Source organism: Gemmatimonadales bacterium (assembly GCA_030697825.1).
Taxonomy (GTDB): domain Bacteria; phylum Gemmatimonadota; class Gemmatimonadetes; order Gemmatimonadales; family JACORV01; genus JACORV01.
This window is the reverse complement of the sequence record JAUYOW010000135.1, coordinates 26,986-42,819: the sequence shown is the minus strand read 5'-3', so window position 1 is coordinate 42,819 and position 15,834 is coordinate 26,986. Positions and strand designations below refer to the sequence as shown.

The window sequence follows — 15,834 nt, the reverse complement described above, 5'->3', positions numbered from 1 at the left end:
GCATCCCAACCCGAGGGCGGTCCGTGTCCGTTGTCGGTCAGAGCGTTCCCCGGAAGGACGGCCCCGCGAAGGTCGCCGGCTCCGCCAAGTACGTGGACGACATCACGTTCCCGGGCATGCTCCACGGGCGCACCATCCGCGCCACCATCCCCTGCGGCCGCATCCGCGGGATCCGCCTCGACTTCGATATCACCGGCTTCACCATCGTGGACCACCGCGACATCCCCGGGCACAACTCCGTGGTCTCGGTGGAGGACGACCAGCCCTGTCTGGTCGAGCGCGAAGTGCGCCACTCCGGCGAGGCGATCCTGCTGTTGGCACACCCGGACCGCGAGAAGCTGCTGGGAGCGAAGGTCCAGATCGACTACGAGCCGGCAACGCCCCTCTTCGACCCTCAACTTTCGACCACCGACCACAAGCGCATCGTGATCGAGAAGGGCGACCTGGCGAAGGGCTTCGCCAAGGCCGATCTGGTCGTCGAAGGCGAGTACCGCACCGGCCACCAGGAACACGTGTACATCGAAACGAACGGCTTCATCGCCGTGCCGGAAGGCGGCGGGGTCACGGTGCACGGCTCGCTCCAGTGCCCCTACTACGTGCACCAGGCGCTCACTCACCTGCTCGGCATGCCTAACGACAAGGTGCGGGTGATCCAGACCGAGCCCGGCGGCGGGTTCGGAGGCAAAGAGGAGTACCCGTCCATGATCGCCGGGCACGCGGCGCTGCTCGCGCTCAAGGCAGGGCGCCCCGTGAAGATCGTGTACGACCGCGCCGAAGACATGTGGGCCACCACCAAACGCCACCCCTCGATCGTGCGGCACCGGACCGGCGTCATGAAGGATGGGCGCATCGTGGCGATGGAAGTGGACGTCCTGCTGGACGGCGGCGCCTACGTGACCTTGAGCCCGGTCGTGCTCTCGCGCGGGTGCATCCACGCCGCCGGCCCGTACCGCTGCCCCAACGTGCGCATCGAGGGCCGGGCGGTGTTCACCAACACCAACCCGAACGGCGCGTTCCGCGGCTTCGGCGCGCCGCAGACCCAGTTCGCGGTGGAGGTGCACATGGACCGCATCGCCGAGCAGCTCGGGATGGACGCGGTGCGGCTCAGAGAGATCAACGCGCTCCGCCCCGGCGACACGTCGGCCACCGGTCAGACGATGCGGAATGACTGCAGCGCGCTCATGGTCCTGAAGGAGGCGGTGAAGCGCTCGGGCTATCGCCGCAAGCGGCGCGCGTGGCAGGGGACCAACCGGGGGATCGGACTGGCGCTCTTCTACCACGGCTGCGGCTTCACGGGTTCCGGCGAAACGCGCCTCGCGTCGAAGTGCTCCCTGGCGACCACCGAACACGGCGTGCTGATCCTGGTCGCGAGCACCGAGATCGGCCAGGGCACGCGGACGATGCACGCGCAGATCGTGGCCGACACGCTCGGCATCCCGTACGAACTCGTGGACGTGGCCGTACCGGACACCGCGATCGTCCCCGACAGCGGTCCCACTGTCGCCTCGCGCACCTGCATGGTGGTGGGCCGGATCCTGGAGCGCTGCGCCAAGGAGATGAAGGAGCAACTGGGCGGCCTCCAGCCGGCCGAGCATTTCCGGCGGCATGGTCCGATGTTGATCACCAAGCAGTACGAACCGCCGCCGGGTATCGCCTGGAACGAAACGACCTACCGTGGCGACGCCTACGCCACGTACTCGTGGGCCTGCGACGTCGCCGAAGTGGAGTTGGACCCGGTCACGTACGAAGTGAAGACGAAGCGGATGACGATCGTGCACGAGTTCGGCCGGCCCATCCATCCGGTGATGGCCCGCGGCCAGATCGAGGGCGGCACGGCCCAGGGCGTGGGCTTCGCCGTGCTGGAACACGTGGTGATGAAGGACGGAGCGATGGCGAACGCGCAGCTCACGAACTATACGATCCCCACCACGCTCGACACCCCGCGCATGGACGTCGTGATGCTGGAGAACCCGTACCCCCATGGTCCTTTCGGCGCCAAGGGAGTGGGCGAGCTCCCGATGGACGGCCCCGCGCCGGCGATCGTCAACGCCGTCCGGCACATCGGCCTCGACCTCCGCGAGGTCCCGGCGATACCCGAGAAGGTCATGGAGGCAGCCGCCGCGAGGGGATCGGCCGCATGAAGCTGGTCCTCAACGGCGCGCCGGTGGACGTCGCCGCACCGCCGATGAAGCGGCTGCTCGACGTGCTGCGCGAGGAGTGCGGGCTCACCGGAACGAAGGAAGGGTGCGGCGAAGGGGAGTGCGGGGCCTGCACGGTGCTGGTTGACGGCGAGCCGGTGTGCTCGTGCCTCGTGCCGTTCGCGCAGGTGCGAGAGTGCGAGGTTCGGACGATCGAGGACCTCCAGGGCGCCCATCCGCTCCAGGAAGCCTTCATCCGCGAGGGCGGGGCGCAGTGCGGCATGTGCACGCCGGGGATGATCATGGCGGCGCTCGCCCTGGGCCCCAAGCCTTCGCTCGAGAAGATCCGCGTCGGGCTGGCCGGGAACCTGTGCCGCTGCACCGGCTACGAGGCGATCTACCGCGCGGTCCTGACGGCCGGGAACGGACGCCCCGCGCCCGAGGGTACGAGCGCGTGAGGACCGCGATCTCCGCCCTCGAGCTCCTCGAGCCGAAGACGCTCGGCACCGCGCTCAAGCTGCTTCGCACCAAGGGCCCGCTCGTGCCCGTCGCCGGCTGCACCGACGTCTACGTCAACCTCAACTTCGGCACGTTGCCGGCGACGCGCTTCCTCGACCTCTCGCGGCTGGGCCCGCTTCGGCGCATCCGCGAGACGGGGGACCTGCTCTCGATCGGAGCGCTCGCGACGTACACCGACATCATCCGCTCGCGCCTGGTGCGACGCCGGCTCCCGATGCTGGTGGCGGCAGCGCGCGAAGTGGGCGGCGTGCAGGTCCAGAACCGCGGCACTCTGGGAGGGAACATCGCCAACGCGTCGCCAGCGGGGGACCCGCTGCCGGTGCTGGCGGCCGCCGAGGCGAGCGTGGTCCTGGCGAGCGTGGACGGGGAGAGGCGGGTGCCGTTCACCGCGTTCTACACCGGCTACCGCACGAGCGTGATGCGACCGGACGAGTTGATCGTGGCGGTGGAGGTCCCGCCCGTAGAGGGGGCGCAGTGGTTTAGGAAAGTAGGTACGCGTGTGGCGCAGGCGATCTCGAAGGTCGTGATGGCGGCGGTGCGCGCGGACCGGCCGCGCATCGCGCTGGGAAGCGTGGCGCCGACCGTGGTGAGGCTATCGAAGACCGAAGCGGCGCTCGCGGCCGGTGGCTCACTCGACGACGCGAAGCGCGCGCTGCGCAGCGAGGTCCGCCCCATCGACGACATGCGGTCCACGGCGGCCTATCGCCTCAAGGTCAGCGAGAACCTCCTGGAGCAGTTCTGGCGCGAAACGGCGGGCTCCGCAGCGCAGGCCTAAGGCTCAAGCGTTGTAGATCTTCCCGCTTCGCCGGCGGTAAAGCTCTATCACCTCGCGCGCCTCGTCGCGACACACGCCGTGCACGATCGTGATGCCGCGATCTTCCAGGTAACGGTACGATTCGGGAAAGACGGGTCCTTCCTCGAAGTTGAGCCGAGTGGCGTCTTCCCGCGCCGCGCCGCACACCATCCGCTTGACTCCGCTCCACAGCGTCGCGCCGAGGCACATGGCGCACGGCTCGCACGAGGTGACCAGCTCATGGGCCGGCATTCCGGGCGCCCCGAGCGTGAACGAGCCCAGGCGCCGCTGCGCCATCATGAAGGCGACCATCTCGCCGTGCAGGGTGCAGTTGTTGAGGCGCACCACACTGTTCATGCCGACGGCGACGAGACGTCCGGTGTCGCGCTCGAATATCGCCGCGCCGAAGGGGCCGCCCGTGTCGCGCACGACGTTCTCGCGCGCGAGGGCGACGGCGAGGCGCATCTTTTCCTGGTCGGTCGCGTAGCGCCGGTCCCACTCCACGACGTCGTCCACCCACGCGGGGTAGTCGATGCGGATCGGGTCGGGGCCCGTCACCACATCACGCCCCCGAGCCCCGATACCGGCACACCGGTGCGCCCGCGGCGGCATTCCTCCTCGCCGAACGCGAGCCGCGACTTGAGGACGGTTCCCTTGACCTGCTGCAAGACGGACGCCTCCGCGCTGGACGCCAGAGAGACTAGCCGCGGCGGTCTGGCGGCGCCAGCCGCGAGCCCGGCGCCGCCGGCCGCCGGCGGGGACGCGTAGGGCGCACCGACCCTGTATCTTTCAGCCCAACGCTCCGACAACGAAAGAGATCCCACCGTGTTTTCCGACGTTTTCCGCACGATGAACGCGGGCTACGCACAGGCGATGTACGAGCAGTACCTGCGCGATCCCGCTTCGGTTGATGAGGCGTGGCGGCAGCTGTTCGAGAACGGGACCAGCGGGCTCGAGCCCCTCGCCCCGGTCGCCGCATCGCCCGCGCCCGACGCGTCGCTGGGAGTGGCACCGGAAGGTCCGGCTCCCGCCTCCCGGCTCCCGGCATCTCCCGACGACCTCGGCCATGCGGCGGCTGCCTTCGCCCTGATCCGGGCGCACCGCATCCACGGCCACAGCGCGGCGCGCCTCGACCCGCTCGGAGCCGAGCCCCGTGGCGACCCGGCGCTCGATCCCGAGCCGCTCGGCCTCACGCCGGAGGTCATGGCGCGCATCCCGGCCGACGTGCTGCGCGTCTACATCCCTGGCGCGCGGACGCTCGCCGACGCGTACCCCGCTATGCAGGCCACCTACTGCGGCACCATCGCCTACGAGATCGAGCACATCGCGAGTCATGAGGAGCGCGGGTGGCTGCGGCGCACCATCGAGACCGGCGCGCATCGCACGCCGCTCGCGCCCGACGAGAAGCGGCGGCTCCTCGGCCGGCTCACGGCGGTGGAAACGCTCGAGCGGTTCCTCCACCAGGCCTATCTCGGCCAGAAGCGGTTCTCCATCGAGGGGCTCGACGTGACCGTGCCGATGCTCGACCTGCTGATCGAGCTGGCGGGCGAAGCGGGCGCGCGCGACGTCGTGATCGGGATGGCCCACCGCGGCCGGCTCAACGTCCTCGCGCACGTCGTCAACCTTCCTTATGAGACGATCTTCGCGGAGTTCGAGGGCGGGCACGGAAACGAGCTGACGCCCGAGGGCGGAACGGGGGACGTGAAGTACCATCACGGCGCGGAGGGCACGTACGCCACCGCGTCGGGCCGGAACGTGACCGTGACCCTGGTGCCGAACCCGAGCCACCTTGAGGCGGTGAACCCGGTCGTCGAGGGGCGGGCTCGCGCGGAGCAGACCCGCCGTGCCGCGCCCGGGGCGGAGCACGACCCGTCCGTCGCGGTGCCCGTGCTCCTTCACGGCGACGCCGCGTTCGCGGGGCAGGGGGTGGTCGCCGAGACGTTCAACCTGGCGCGGCTGCGCGGCTACACGACCGGCGGCACGATCCACCTTCTCACCAACAACCAGGTGGGCTTCACCACCGATCCGTCGGAGGCGCGCTCGACGGACTACTCGAGCGACCTCGCGAAGGGGTTCGACGCGCCCATCGTCCACGTCAACGCCGACGACCCCGAGGCCTGTCTCGCCGCCGTGCGCCTGGCCCACCTGTACCGCGAACAGTTCCGCGGCGACGTCGTGATCGACGTCATCGGCTACCGGCGCCACGGCCACAACGAGGGCGACGAGCCGGCGTACACGCAGCCGGTCATGTACGAGCGCATCCGCCGCCACCCGACCGTTCGACAGCTCTACGCGGATCAGCTGGTGCGCGAGGGAGTGATCGCCGCTGCGCGTGGAGACGCCGAGTCCGAGGCCGCGTACGGCCGCCTCGCCGGCATCCAGCAGGTGGTCAAGTCGCGGCTCGCCAACGAGGCGCGTGACACCGAGCCGCCGTTGCGGCGTCCCTCGCTGCTCGAACCGGAAACGGCCGTCGCGGAAGACGTACTGCGGATGCTCAACGATCAGCTCCTCGCCGTCCCCGACGGGTTTTCGGTCAGTCCCAAGCTCCAGAAGCAGCTGGAGCGGCGCCGCGAGACGATCGGAGCGGACGGCGGGATCGAATGGGCCCACTCCGAATCTCTGGCGATCGCGTCGCTCCTGGTCGAAGGGATTCCGGTCAGGTTCACGGGCCAGGACACGGAGCGAGGCACGTTCAGCCAGCGCCACCTCGTGCTGCACGACACGAGAACCGGGCTGCGCTGGGCGCCGATCCAGCACCTGCCCGGCGCGAAGGCCGCCCTGGAACTGCACAACAGCCCGCTGTCGGAGTACGCGTGCCTCGGCTTCGAGTACGGTTACGCCGTCGCGGCGCCCGAGGCACTGGTGCTGTGGGAGGCGCAGTTCGGCGATTTCGTCAACGGCGCCGAGGTGATCGTGGACCAGTTCATTTTCGGCGGCCTGGCGAAATGGGGGATGACGTCGCGGCTCACGCTGTTGCTGCCGCACGGCTACGAAGGTCAGGGGCCCGAGCACTCGAGTGCCCGGGTCGAGCGGTTCGTCGCGCTGGGCGCGGAAGGCAACATCCGGGTCGCCAACTGCACTACGCCGGCGCAGTACTTCCATCTGCTCCGCCGGCAGGCGCGCCACCTGGAGATGCGTCCGCTGGTGATCTTCACGCCGAAGAGCCTGCTCAGGCTTCCGGCGGCGACGTCACGGCTCGAGGAGCTGGCGGCCGGCCGCTTCCGCCCCGTGCTCGACGACGCTGAGGCGGCGGGACGGCGCGAGACCGTCACGCGGTTGCTGCTGTGCAGCGGCAAGGTCTACTACGACCTCGCAGGCTCGCCGGCGCGCGCGCAGAGCCCGCACGTCGCGGTGGGCCGGGTGGAGCAGCTCTACCCCTTGCCCCTCGTCGAGCTCGCCGAGCTATTCGGCCGGTATCCGAACCTCAGGGACATCGTCTGGGTGCAGGAAGAGCCGCGCAACATGGGCGCGCGGAAGTTCCTGGTGCCCAAGGTGCGCGACTTGGTGCCGGGGACCGTGACCCTGAAAGAGGTGTCGCGGCCCGAGCGCGCCAGCACCGCGGAAGGCTATCCGGCGGCGCACCAGGCGGAGCAGGCGAGGATCGTGAAGGAGGCGTACGGAGGGTAAGAGAGGCTCACGTCACATCGGCCGCAGCGCATCGCGGATGATATCATCGTTGGGGTCGCCGAAGGGGGCCAACGTGGGTCTGGGGCGGGACCGTGTCAAACGGACGTGGATCGCGATCGCGATACTGGTGGGCACTGTGGTCGCCTGCGCCGGCCCGCGCCAGACGCGCGCGGCGCAGGGTGAGCGGCTCGCGCCCACCGTCATCCTGATCTCGCTCGACGGTTTCCGCTGGGACTACTTCGGCCGCACGCCGACGCCAAACCTCGATCGGCTGATGGCGCGCGGAGTGCGCGCACGCTGGATGGTGCCGGTCGTCCCGACGGTCACGTTCCCCAACCACTACTCCATGGTCACCGGGCTCTACCCCGAGCATCACGGCATCGTCGGGAACCGCATGGTGGATCCGGCCGACGGCGCCCGGTTCCTGTACTCGGACTCCTCGAGCGCGTGGCAGACCCGCTGGTGGGGCGGCGAGCCGCTGTGGAACACCGCCACCCGGCAAGGGAGGCGGAGTGCGGCCTACTTCTGGCCGGGCAGCGACGTGGAGATCGCGGGCCTGCGTCCCACTTACTGGAAGAAGTTCGACGGGCGGGTACCGGGAGGGGAGCGCGTCGCCGAAGTGCTGCGCTGGCTCGATCTCCCCGACTTTCAGAGGCCCGCATTCCTCACGCTCTACTTCAGCGAGGTGGACCACTTCGGTCACGAGAACGGCCCGGAGTCACCGGAAACGCTGAGGGCCGTGCGCACGGTGGACAGTCTCGTCGGGCTCCTGGTGAGCGGATTGGAGGCCCGCGGGCTGAGCGACATGGTCAACCTGATCGTGGTGTCCGACCACGGAATGGCCCAGACCAGCCCGGAGCGCGTGGTGTTCCTCGACGACTCTTTCGATCCGGCCGCCGTGGACCAGGTCAGTCTCGGTCCCTTCGTGTCACTCAGGTCCCGGACCGCCCCCGCGGAACCGCTGGCCCGCGCGCTGGCCAACGCCGGGCCGCACGTCCGGTTCTACCGTCGCGCCGAAACGCCCGCACGGTGGCACTACCGGGACAACCCCCGGATCACCGACGTGGTGGGTGTGGCGGAGGACGGCTGGACCTTCACGACCCGGGATTGGTACGCCCGCAACCGCCGGCGGCTCCAGGGCGGATCTCACGGTTACGACAACGCCGACCCGGCCATGCGCGCCATCTTCATCGCGGCAGGCCCGGCGTTCCAGCGCGGGCTCGTCGTCGAGCCGTTCCAGAACGTCCACGTCTATGAGCTGATTTGTGCGGTGCTCGGGCTTCGCCCGGCGCCGAATGATGGGAGTCTGGATTCGGTGAGAGTGATGTTGAGAAGGTGAGGCGTGATGGGTGATGGGTGATATGTGAGAGGTGATGAGTGATGGGGAATGCGCATCGTGCCCCATCACTCATCACGCATCACTCCTCACCCATCACTCATCACTCGATCCTGAATGGTACAGCCCAGATGTTAGCCCGATAGTCATCACTGGTCGCTGTGGTGAACGTCCCCGCATCGAGCGCGTCAACCGCGAAGCGGGCGCGGCCACCCAACCTTACCACCCACGTCCTGACGAAAGCGCCGTTCGGTGTGGGCAGCATCCGCTCGCGCCGCCACCGCTGCGTCGAGTCCGCACGGTCGATGTGCAGGTAGACGAACGTCGCCGGGAAGTTGTCGCCGCCCGTCGTGTTCGTGACCTCGGCGGCCACCCGCACCGTGTCGCCCAGCGCGAGCCGGGGGACCTGGTTGTTCACCCGGTAGAGCGCCTGCGGGTCGGTGATGTCGATCTTCACCTGGCCGTTCACCGACACCGTCACTCGGGTGATGCGCACGGTTCGGTCCACTTCGCTCGTCGCACGGTACTCCTGCGGCGACAGGGCGACCAGCTGCCACTTGAGGGAGTCGCCTGCCACAACTGAATCCCTCGGCACTCTCACCAGGACCGCGCGCTGGACCAACGTCTCGTTCAGCGGCTTGGTAGTAGCCGCCGCCGTGCTGTCGGCCCCCAGGCGGAGGAAGAAGGTGCCCTGGAAGCTGCGGCTGATGGTGGCGCGGGCCGTGTCGCCGGTGACGACCACGTCGCGGACCACTCGGACCGGCCGCCCACGGCGACGGCCCCAGAAGCGGGGTGCGCGAACCGTGTCCGTCGCGGGCGAGAGGTCGAGGCCGAGGTTGAACGCCGAGACCGAGAAGTCCGCCACGGCGCCCAACTCGCCGAAGTCCTCGTCGGCCAGGCCGGATGCGTCCATCGCCGCCTGGACCTCCAGCTGTTCCTGAGAGGTGGTGCTCCCCGGACCCGTGTTGTCGCTGCAGGCCCAGAGTGCCAACGCCATGCCCAGGAACGGAAACGCCAGTCTCCTGCCCATACGTGAACCCCTTTCGAAATGTGCCCGAGTGATGACTCCGAGCGATTAGACCGTACCCAGGCCGGGGCGTTAAGGGTGTGACCAGTGTCACGTCAGCCTTGACGCTTCCCGGGCCTGGCATCAAGCTTGGCCGGTCCCGCACCCAATCCGGAGGCTTCCAATGACGTACGTCGGGTTCATCGGCGTCCTGTGGGCACCCATCCTGTTGTCGGCGTTCCTGGCGTTCGTTGCCTCGGCGCTGGCCTGGACCGTGATGCCGCACCACAAGAGCGAATGGTTGGGGCTCCCGGGACAGGACGGCGTGATGGATGCGCTCAAGAAGAGCGCCCCGGCGGCCGGTCAGTACATGATCCCGTGGGTCGAGGATCCCAAGGAGCGCCGGTCGCCTGAGGCCATGAAGCGGTGGGCGGAAGGGCCGTCCGGGACGGTGACGATCTGGCCCAGGGGACCGATGAACATGGGCAAGATGATGGGCCAGCAGTTCGTCTTCTTCCTCATCGTCTCGATCTTCGTCGCATACGTGGCGCGGCACTCCGGGCTGGACAGCGGGGCCGACTACCTCGCGGTATTTCGGGTGATCGGCACGGTGGCGGTCATGTCCTATGTCTTCGGGACGGTGCCGGAGTCGATCTGGTTCGGGCGGCCGTGGAGGAGCTTCTGGCTCGGCGCCGTGGACGGCGTGGCTTACGGGCTGCTGACGGCAGGGTGCTTCGGCTGGCTCTGGCCGAGGGCATAGCCCGGTCCTGGTTCTAGTGCGTCGCCGCTGGCCGGCCGGCTGGCGGGTTGGGGCGGGGCGTCGTATTGTTGCGGGCCGAGTTATACGCCGGTTTGTCGCATAAGCACGGCGTAGGCCGAGCTATCACGCGAACGTCGCCCCGGACTGGAAGACAAGTAGGGTAAACTACAAGTTAGGCGTCACAGAGGAAGCCACCCGAACGGACATGGTCCCGGCCATGCGGTCTCGGATCTGCGTCACTTGCCAGCCGGCAGTCCGCCCACCAGATTGAGCCCATGGCACCCAAACTCATGGATTTCAGCCACCTGTCTGTCCCGGAGCGCCTCCAGCTCGTGGAGGATCTCTGGGATAGCATCGACGACGAGCAAATCCCAGTCCCCGAGTGGCATCTCCAAGAGCTCGAGCGGCGACTGGCAGACTACCGCGCTCACCCTGAAGCAGGCATTCCTTGGGAACAGGTACGCGAGCGGCTGTACAAGCTCATCAGGTAAATGCCCACCCTTCTGATCCGGGCAGCGGCCGAAACGGACATGCTGCTCGCTGCCGAGTGGTACGAAACCCGCGCTGCGGGGCTAGGCACCGAGTTCTTGCGTGCTGTCGATGTCTGCTTCGGCCTCATTCAACGCATGCCTCAGGGCTATCAACTGGTCGCCCCAGATGCACGCCGCGCAAGGTTGCGCCGCTTTCCGTTCTCCGTCTACTACGTGCCGACACCGGGGCGCATTGCGATTCTAGCAGTTCTGCATGCGCGTCGGGATCCGCGCGAGTGGCAGAGTCGCCTGTAACGCCTAACTACGGGTGAGCCTGTGTGAAAACGCCACTTTGGCAGCAGTGGCAGCGTTGTAAATCAACAACTTAGGGGTGCTCAGAACGGTGTTTTCGCACAGGCTCGGGTTGTAGCTGACGAGGCCGGCTGGCCGCGCTGGCATGTTGGGTTCGCGAGCTGTGGCGGCGTAACGCGGGGCCAGCGCGGCCAACGCGCCGGCCCGCAGCTAAACCCTGTTCGTTAGGCTGCCCCGTTCGCCGGCTCCCCTTGCCCGGCCATCCTAGTGTAGCTATCTTCTGGCCAGAATGGCGTACGAGGTCATCCTCGCCCCAACTGCGGTGGCTCAGTACCGAGCGCTCAAGGCCAACCTGCGGGCGGTCGTGCGGGATGCCATGGACCGGCACTTGTCCCACCAGCCCACGCGCGTTAGCAAGAGTCGCATCAAGCGCCTCCGCGGACTGGCGCAGCCGCAGTTTCGATTGCGCGTCGGGGATATACGAGTGTTTTACGACGTCGGGGAGAAGCGGGTCGAGGTTCTCGCCATCGTGACGAAGGCGCAGGCGGAGACCTGGCTAAAAGAGGAGGGAACGCCCGATGAAGAAGGTGGCGCTGGCGCGAGTTAAGGACGATTTCTCTCGGTATCTGCGACAGGCGGCAGGAGAGGAGATCGTGATTACGAAGCACGGGCGCCCGGCTGGCGTGCTGATCGGATTCGACACCGAGGAGGCCTGGTTCGAGTACCGCTTGGAACACCATCCCGAGTTCCTCGAGCAGGTCGCTGGGGCACGAGAGGCGCTGCGGCGCGGCCGCGGTGTCCGTCTGGCTGACCTCGCGTGAAATGGGGTAGCCTAACACGTGCGAGCGCTGTGGTTCGGGCCGGCGGCGACATGGTCGCTCATCATCCCGCCGCGAACCTCCCTATCCCGCCGAAGCGACGCTCGCGCCCGCTGAACTCATCGAGCGCGGCGGCGAGGTCCGCGGCCGTGTAGTCGGGCCACATCTTCCTGCTGAACGTCAGCTCCGCGTAGGCGCACTCCCACAGCAGGAAGTCGCTGAGCCGCTGCTCGGCGCCGGTGCGGATCAGGAGGTCCACGTCCGCCGCGGGCTCGAAGGCGTGCGTCGCGTCTCCCAGTAATCGCGCGAACGACTCGCGGGTGAGCGGGGGAGTTCCAGCGCCGTTGCCGGCGCGGGCCTCCTCCACGGCGCGGGCCGTCGCGCCGATGATCGCGTCGCGCGCGGAGTAGTCGATGGCGATGCGCAGGTGCAGCGCGCGCCCCGCCGCGGTCGCCGCTTCCGTCGCGCTGATCGCCCGGCGCACTTCGGGCGGGATGCGGTCGCGCCGGCCGATGACGGAGAGGCGGATGCCGTTGGCGACGAACGTAGCCGTCTCCGACCTCAGGTACTTGAGGAAGAGCAGCATCAGGGCGGTGACTTCGCCGGGCGGTCGGCTCCAATTGTCGCCGGAGAACGCGTACAGCGTGAGCGTGGTGATCCCGAGGTCCGGCGCGGCCTCCACGATCCGCCGCACCGCCTTCGCCCCGGCGTGATGGCCGAGGGCGCGCGGGCGGCCGCGATGGGTGGCCCAGCGGCCGTTGCCATCCATGATGATGGCGACGTGTAAAGCGCTTTGTGTCACAAAGCTACTCCTCAAAAAAAGAGCGGTGGCCGATTACGCTCAGCCTTCGCGGGTGGCGCGGATCAGCGCCTCCATGTGGTCGAGGTAGCGCTCGAGGGCACGGCGTCCAGCCGCCGTGAGACGGTACTCGGTCTTGGGGAGCCGCCCGTCGAACCGCTTCGTGCAGCTGATGTACAGCGCGTCTTCCAGCTTGCGCGCGTGCACGCTGAGGTTGCCGTCGGTGGTCTTCATGAGGCGCTTGAGGTCGTTGAAGCTCAGCGATTCGTTCACGGCGAGCGCGCTCACGATGCCGAGGCGCATGCGCTCGTGGATGAGCCGGTCGAGCCCCTGCGACGCCTGCTGGGCGGCCCGGCCCCGCTCCGCCTTGAGGACCGCGCCCTCGGGGGGCCGGGAGCGGGAGTTCCGGTCGCTTGGCACCGCGCTGCCCCTAGCCACCGTGCCTCCGCGCGATGACGAGGCCAAACGCGATCTGGAGGACGCCGAAGCCCAGGGCCATCGGCGCGTCGCGCCAGGCGGTGGGCACGAACAGCGCGAGGGCGCCCAGCAGCATGAAGCAGAGCCCCATCACCGGCACCACGCGCACCGAGAAGGCGCCGCCGGTCACCACGCCCGCGCCGTAGCAGAGGAGCCAGACTCCCGGCATGGCAGGGAAGAGCCCATGCCGCGCCAGCGAGGCGGTGAGCAGTGCGCCGACGACGACCGGCGGCGCGAACGCCAGCGCGAACTTCCGTCCCGGCCCGGAGAGCAGGGGAGAGTCCACCGCGCGCGACTTCCGCGCCAGAGCCCACCCCGCGATGGCGCAAGCGAGCACCGCTTCCGCGAGCCAGGTGCTGAGCCAGGCGCGGTCACTGGCCTGCCGCGAGGCGATCGCCGCGGCCCCCAGGGCCGTGACCCCCATGACCACACCGCCCCATCCCGGGACCGCGGTGAAGACGCTGGCCTGCTCCATGGTGCCGCGGATGTAGCGGAGGTTGTCCATCGCGCGCTCGGAGAGCGCGGGTGATTCGAGCGCATCGGGCCGGTGGGCCGGAGCGGTTGCCATGGCCCCAACGTAGCGAGCGCTGAGGATGTCGTCAAGTACTTTGCATTACAAAGTCCGGCGCCGACTCTTGACTCCGGTGGCGGCTTTCATAGCTTGGCGATGCGCCCGCATACCGGCGCACCCCCCACGAGCCGACCGGACAATGAGCGAACTTCGCGGTCGAAGGTCGAGACGGTCGTCCTCCGCGCTGCCGCGGCGGGTGCGTCCACCCGGGCGCGCCCGCCTCCCTTGAACGTCCTCCAATTGGTAGCCGTGGCAATCGGGCTGGTCGCCCTTTTGCGGTGCGTGCTGCTGGTATTGCGGCTTCGCGACTGGCGAATCGGGATCCTGGGCGCGCTCGTCCTCCTCCTGCTTGCGCACACCCTGAGCGAGGCGCCGAGCTGGTGGTCGCTCCCTGTCAGCGTGCTCGTCCTCGCGTCGGTGCTGGTGGTGCAGCGGGTGATCAGCGACCACCGGCGCGTCGCGGCGGAGCTGGGGCGGGAGCGGGCGCACCTCGACCAACTGGTGGAGAACGCGCCCGAGGCGATCGTCCTCCTCGACAACGACGACGTCGTCCAGCGGGTGAACGCCTACTTCACGCGGATGTTCGGGTACACGCCGGAGGAGGCCGTGGGCCGGCGGATCAACGACCTGATCGCGCCGGCGCATCTCGCCGAGGAGGCCGCGTCGCTGACCCGCAGAGTGACCGAAGGCGAGACCGTCAGCTACGAGACGGTGCGGCAGCGCAAGGACGGCCGCCTGGTGGACGTCTCGATCCTCGGCACTCCCATCGTGGGTCCCATGGGGCGGATGGCCGTCTACGGCATCTACCGCGATATCACCGAGCGCAAGGCGGCCGAGGAGCAGCTCCTCCACCTTGCGATCCGTGACGAGCTGACCGGGCTGGCCAATCGCGCGCTGTTCCGCGACCTGGTGGCGCGGTCCATCGGCCGCGGGAAACGGCGGGAGGATTACGCCTACGCGGTAGTGGTGCTCGACATCGACCGATTCAAGCTGGTCAACGAGAGCCTCGGCTACTCCACGGGAGACCAGTTGTTGACGGCGATCGCGCGTCGCCTCGAGCGTTGCGTCCGGCCCGGCGACACCGCGGCCCGCCTGGGCGGCGACGAGTTCGCCCTCTTCCTCGACGACATCCACGACGTCGGCGACGCCATCCGCGTGGCCGACCGTATCGAGAACGAGCTGAAGCAGCCGTTCGTCCTGGGCACGCAGGAGGTGTTCGGGAGCGCCAGTATCGGGATCGCGCTCTCGGTGGCGGGCTACGACCGGCCCGAGGACTTCCTGCGCGACGCCGACCTGGCGATGTACCGCGCCAAGGAGCAGGGCGGGGCGCGCCACGAGGTCTTCCAGGTTGAGATGCATAAGCACGCCGTGGCAATGCTGCAGCTGGAGACGGACCTCCGGCGAGCGCTCGAGCGCGACGAGTTCCTCCTCCACTACCAGCCGATAGTCTCGATGAGGTCGGGCAAGATCGTCGGTTTCGAGGCGCTGGCGCGCTGGCAGCACCCGCAGCGGGGCCTGGTGCAACCGGCCTCGTTCATCCCGGTGGCGGAGCAGACCGGTATGATAGTCCCCCTGGGGCTGTGGGTGCTCCGCGAGGCATGCCGCCAGATCAAGGTCTGGCAGCAGCTGGCCGGCCCTGAGCATCCCCTCGCCATGAGCGTCAACCTCTCCGCCAAGCAGCTGCTCCAGCCGGACTTGGTAGACCAGATCGCGCTCATCCTGAAGGAGACCGGTCTCGACGCGCACACGCTCCAGCTCGAGATCACGGAGAGCGTCATCGTCGAGAACGCCGAGTCGGCGGTGTCGATGCTGGCTCGCCTCCGCGCGCTCAACGTGCAGCTCCACATGGACGACTTCGGCACCGGGTACTCCTCCCTCAGCTACCTCCACCGCTTCCAGATCGACACTCTCAAGATCGACCGCTCGTTCGTGAGCAACCTGGGCCTGCGCGGCGAGAACTCGGAGATCATCCGGACGATCGTGACGCTGGCGCGCAACCTCGGCATCGACGTGATCGCGGAAGGAGTCGAGACCGAGGAGCAGCTCGCGCTGCTCCGCGCGATCGGGTGCGCCCACGTCCAGGGATTCCTCTTCTCGGAGCCCATCCCCGGAGACGCCGCCATCGCCCTGCTCGGGAGCGCGCGCATCTCTTGATTCCGGCTTGACCCCTCGCTGAAAGCTTGGACCCACTCGAACCGGGGTGGGTCC

14 protein-coding genes are annotated in these 15,834 nt (G+C 68.6%); 9 read left to right on the top strand and 5 right to left on the bottom strand.

Annotated elements, in window-relative coordinates; translation table 11 throughout:
* The first annotated feature begins 23 nt into the window (after nucleotides 1-23).
* Genes Q8Q85_07030 through Q8Q85_07020 form a run of 3 tightly spaced genes read left to right on the top strand, consistent with a single transcriptional unit; the run spans nucleotide 24 to nucleotide 3,432 of the window.
* On the top strand, nucleotides 24-2,141 hold the full coding sequence (locus tag Q8Q85_07030; GenBank protein MDP3774007.1) for a xanthine dehydrogenase family protein molybdopterin-binding subunit: 2,118 nt from the start codon (nucleotides 24-26) through the stop codon (nucleotides 2,139-2,141).
* Complete coding sequence (locus Q8Q85_07025; GenBank protein MDP3774006.1) at nucleotides 2,138-2,596, top strand: (2Fe-2S)-binding protein; 459 nt, start codon at nucleotides 2,138-2,140, stop codon at nucleotides 2,594-2,596. Before Q8Q85_07030 ends, Q8Q85_07025 begins: the two co-directional genes overlap by 4 nt.
* Nucleotides 2,593-3,432, top strand: a complete 840-nt coding sequence (locus Q8Q85_07020; GenBank protein MDP3774005.1) for a xanthine dehydrogenase family protein subunit M — start codon at nucleotides 2,593-2,595, stop codon at nucleotides 3,430-3,432. The genes Q8Q85_07025 and Q8Q85_07020 overlap by 4 nt, the downstream gene beginning before the upstream one ends.
* A gap of 3 nt (nucleotides 3,433-3,435) precedes the next feature.
* Here the strand turns inward: Q8Q85_07020 and Q8Q85_07015 are convergent, their stop codons facing one another.
* Nucleotides 3,436-4,008 carry a nucleoside deaminase gene (locus Q8Q85_07015; protein MDP3774004.1) on the bottom strand — a complete coding sequence of 191 codons (573 nt, stop codon included), beginning with the start codon at nucleotides 4,006-4,008 and terminating at the stop codon, nucleotides 3,436-3,438.
* 267 nt (nucleotides 4,009-4,275) lie between these two features.
* Between Q8Q85_07015 and Q8Q85_07010 the strand changes: the two genes are divergently transcribed.
* Together Q8Q85_07010 and Q8Q85_07005 are read left to right on the top strand one after the other, a co-directional pair.
* On the top strand, nucleotides 4,276-7,077 hold the full coding sequence (locus Q8Q85_07010; GenBank protein ID MDP3774003.1) for a multifunctional oxoglutarate decarboxylase/oxoglutarate dehydrogenase thiamine pyrophosphate-binding subunit/dihydrolipoyllysine-residue succinyltransferase subunit: 2,802 nt from the start codon (nucleotides 4,276-4,278) through the stop codon (nucleotides 7,075-7,077).
* A gap of 37 nt (nucleotides 7,078-7,114) precedes the next feature.
* Nucleotides 7,115-8,416 (top strand): ectonucleotide pyrophosphatase/phosphodiesterase, encoded by a 1,302-nt coding sequence (locus tag Q8Q85_07005; protein ID MDP3774002.1) that lies wholly within the window; start codon nucleotides 7,115-7,117, stop codon nucleotides 8,414-8,416.
* A 100-nt stretch (nucleotides 8,417-8,516) separates the two neighbouring features.
* Here the strand turns inward: Q8Q85_07005 and Q8Q85_07000 are convergent, their stop codons facing one another.
* On the bottom strand, nucleotides 8,517-9,410 hold the full coding sequence (locus Q8Q85_07000) for a hypothetical protein (GenBank protein MDP3774001.1): 894 nt from the start codon (nucleotides 9,408-9,410) through the stop codon (nucleotides 8,517-8,519).
* 193 nt (nucleotides 9,411-9,603) lie between these two features.
* Between Q8Q85_07000 and Q8Q85_06995 the strand changes: the two genes are divergently transcribed.
* From Q8Q85_06995 to Q8Q85_06985, 3 genes are all read left to right on the top strand, one after another.
* Nucleotides 9,604-10,179, top strand: a complete 576-nt coding sequence (locus Q8Q85_06995) for a hypothetical protein (protein MDP3774000.1) — start codon at nucleotides 9,604-9,606, stop codon at nucleotides 10,177-10,179.
* Nucleotides 10,180-10,670: 491 nt separating this feature from the next.
* Nucleotides 10,671-10,964 (top strand): hypothetical protein, encoded by a 294-nt coding sequence (locus Q8Q85_06990; GenBank protein MDP3773999.1) that lies wholly within the window; start codon nucleotides 10,671-10,673, stop codon nucleotides 10,962-10,964.
* A 575-nt stretch (nucleotides 10,965-11,539) separates the two neighbouring features.
* The gene (locus tag Q8Q85_06985; protein MDP3773998.1) at nucleotides 11,540-11,782 is read left to right on the top strand and encodes a type II toxin-antitoxin system Phd/YefM family antitoxin; all 243 of its coding nucleotides are present in this window, start codon (nucleotides 11,540-11,542) and stop codon (nucleotides 11,780-11,782) included.
* 61 nt (nucleotides 11,783-11,843) lie between these two features.
* Here Q8Q85_06985 and Q8Q85_06980 read toward each other — a convergent pair whose 3' ends face one another.
* From Q8Q85_06980 to Q8Q85_06970, 3 genes are read right to left on the bottom strand one after another with little or no spacing between them, the layout of a single operon-like run.
* Complete coding sequence (locus tag Q8Q85_06980) at nucleotides 11,844-12,581, bottom strand: di-trans,poly-cis-decaprenylcistransferase (GenBank protein ID MDP3773997.1); 738 nt, start codon at nucleotides 12,579-12,581, stop codon at nucleotides 11,844-11,846.
* Between the two features lie 39 nt (nucleotides 12,582-12,620).
* On the bottom strand, nucleotides 12,621-13,016 hold the full coding sequence (locus tag Q8Q85_06975) for a transcriptional regulator (GenBank protein MDP3773996.1): 396 nt from the start codon (nucleotides 13,014-13,016) through the stop codon (nucleotides 12,621-12,623).
* Nucleotides 13,009-13,623, bottom strand: coding sequence for a hypothetical protein (locus Q8Q85_06970; GenBank protein ID MDP3773995.1), 615 nt, complete (start codon nucleotides 13,621-13,623; stop codon nucleotides 13,009-13,011). Before Q8Q85_06970 ends, Q8Q85_06975 begins: the two co-directional genes overlap by 8 nt.
* A gap of 252 nt (nucleotides 13,624-13,875) precedes the next feature.
* On the opposite strand from Q8Q85_06970, the gene Q8Q85_06965 reads away from it, so the two are divergent.
* The gene (locus Q8Q85_06965; GenBank protein ID MDP3773994.1) at nucleotides 13,876-15,780 is read left to right on the top strand and encodes an EAL domain-containing protein; all 1,905 of its coding nucleotides are present in this window, start codon (nucleotides 13,876-13,878) and stop codon (nucleotides 15,778-15,780) included.
* The last annotated feature ends 54 nt before the right edge of the window (nucleotides 15,781-15,834 follow it).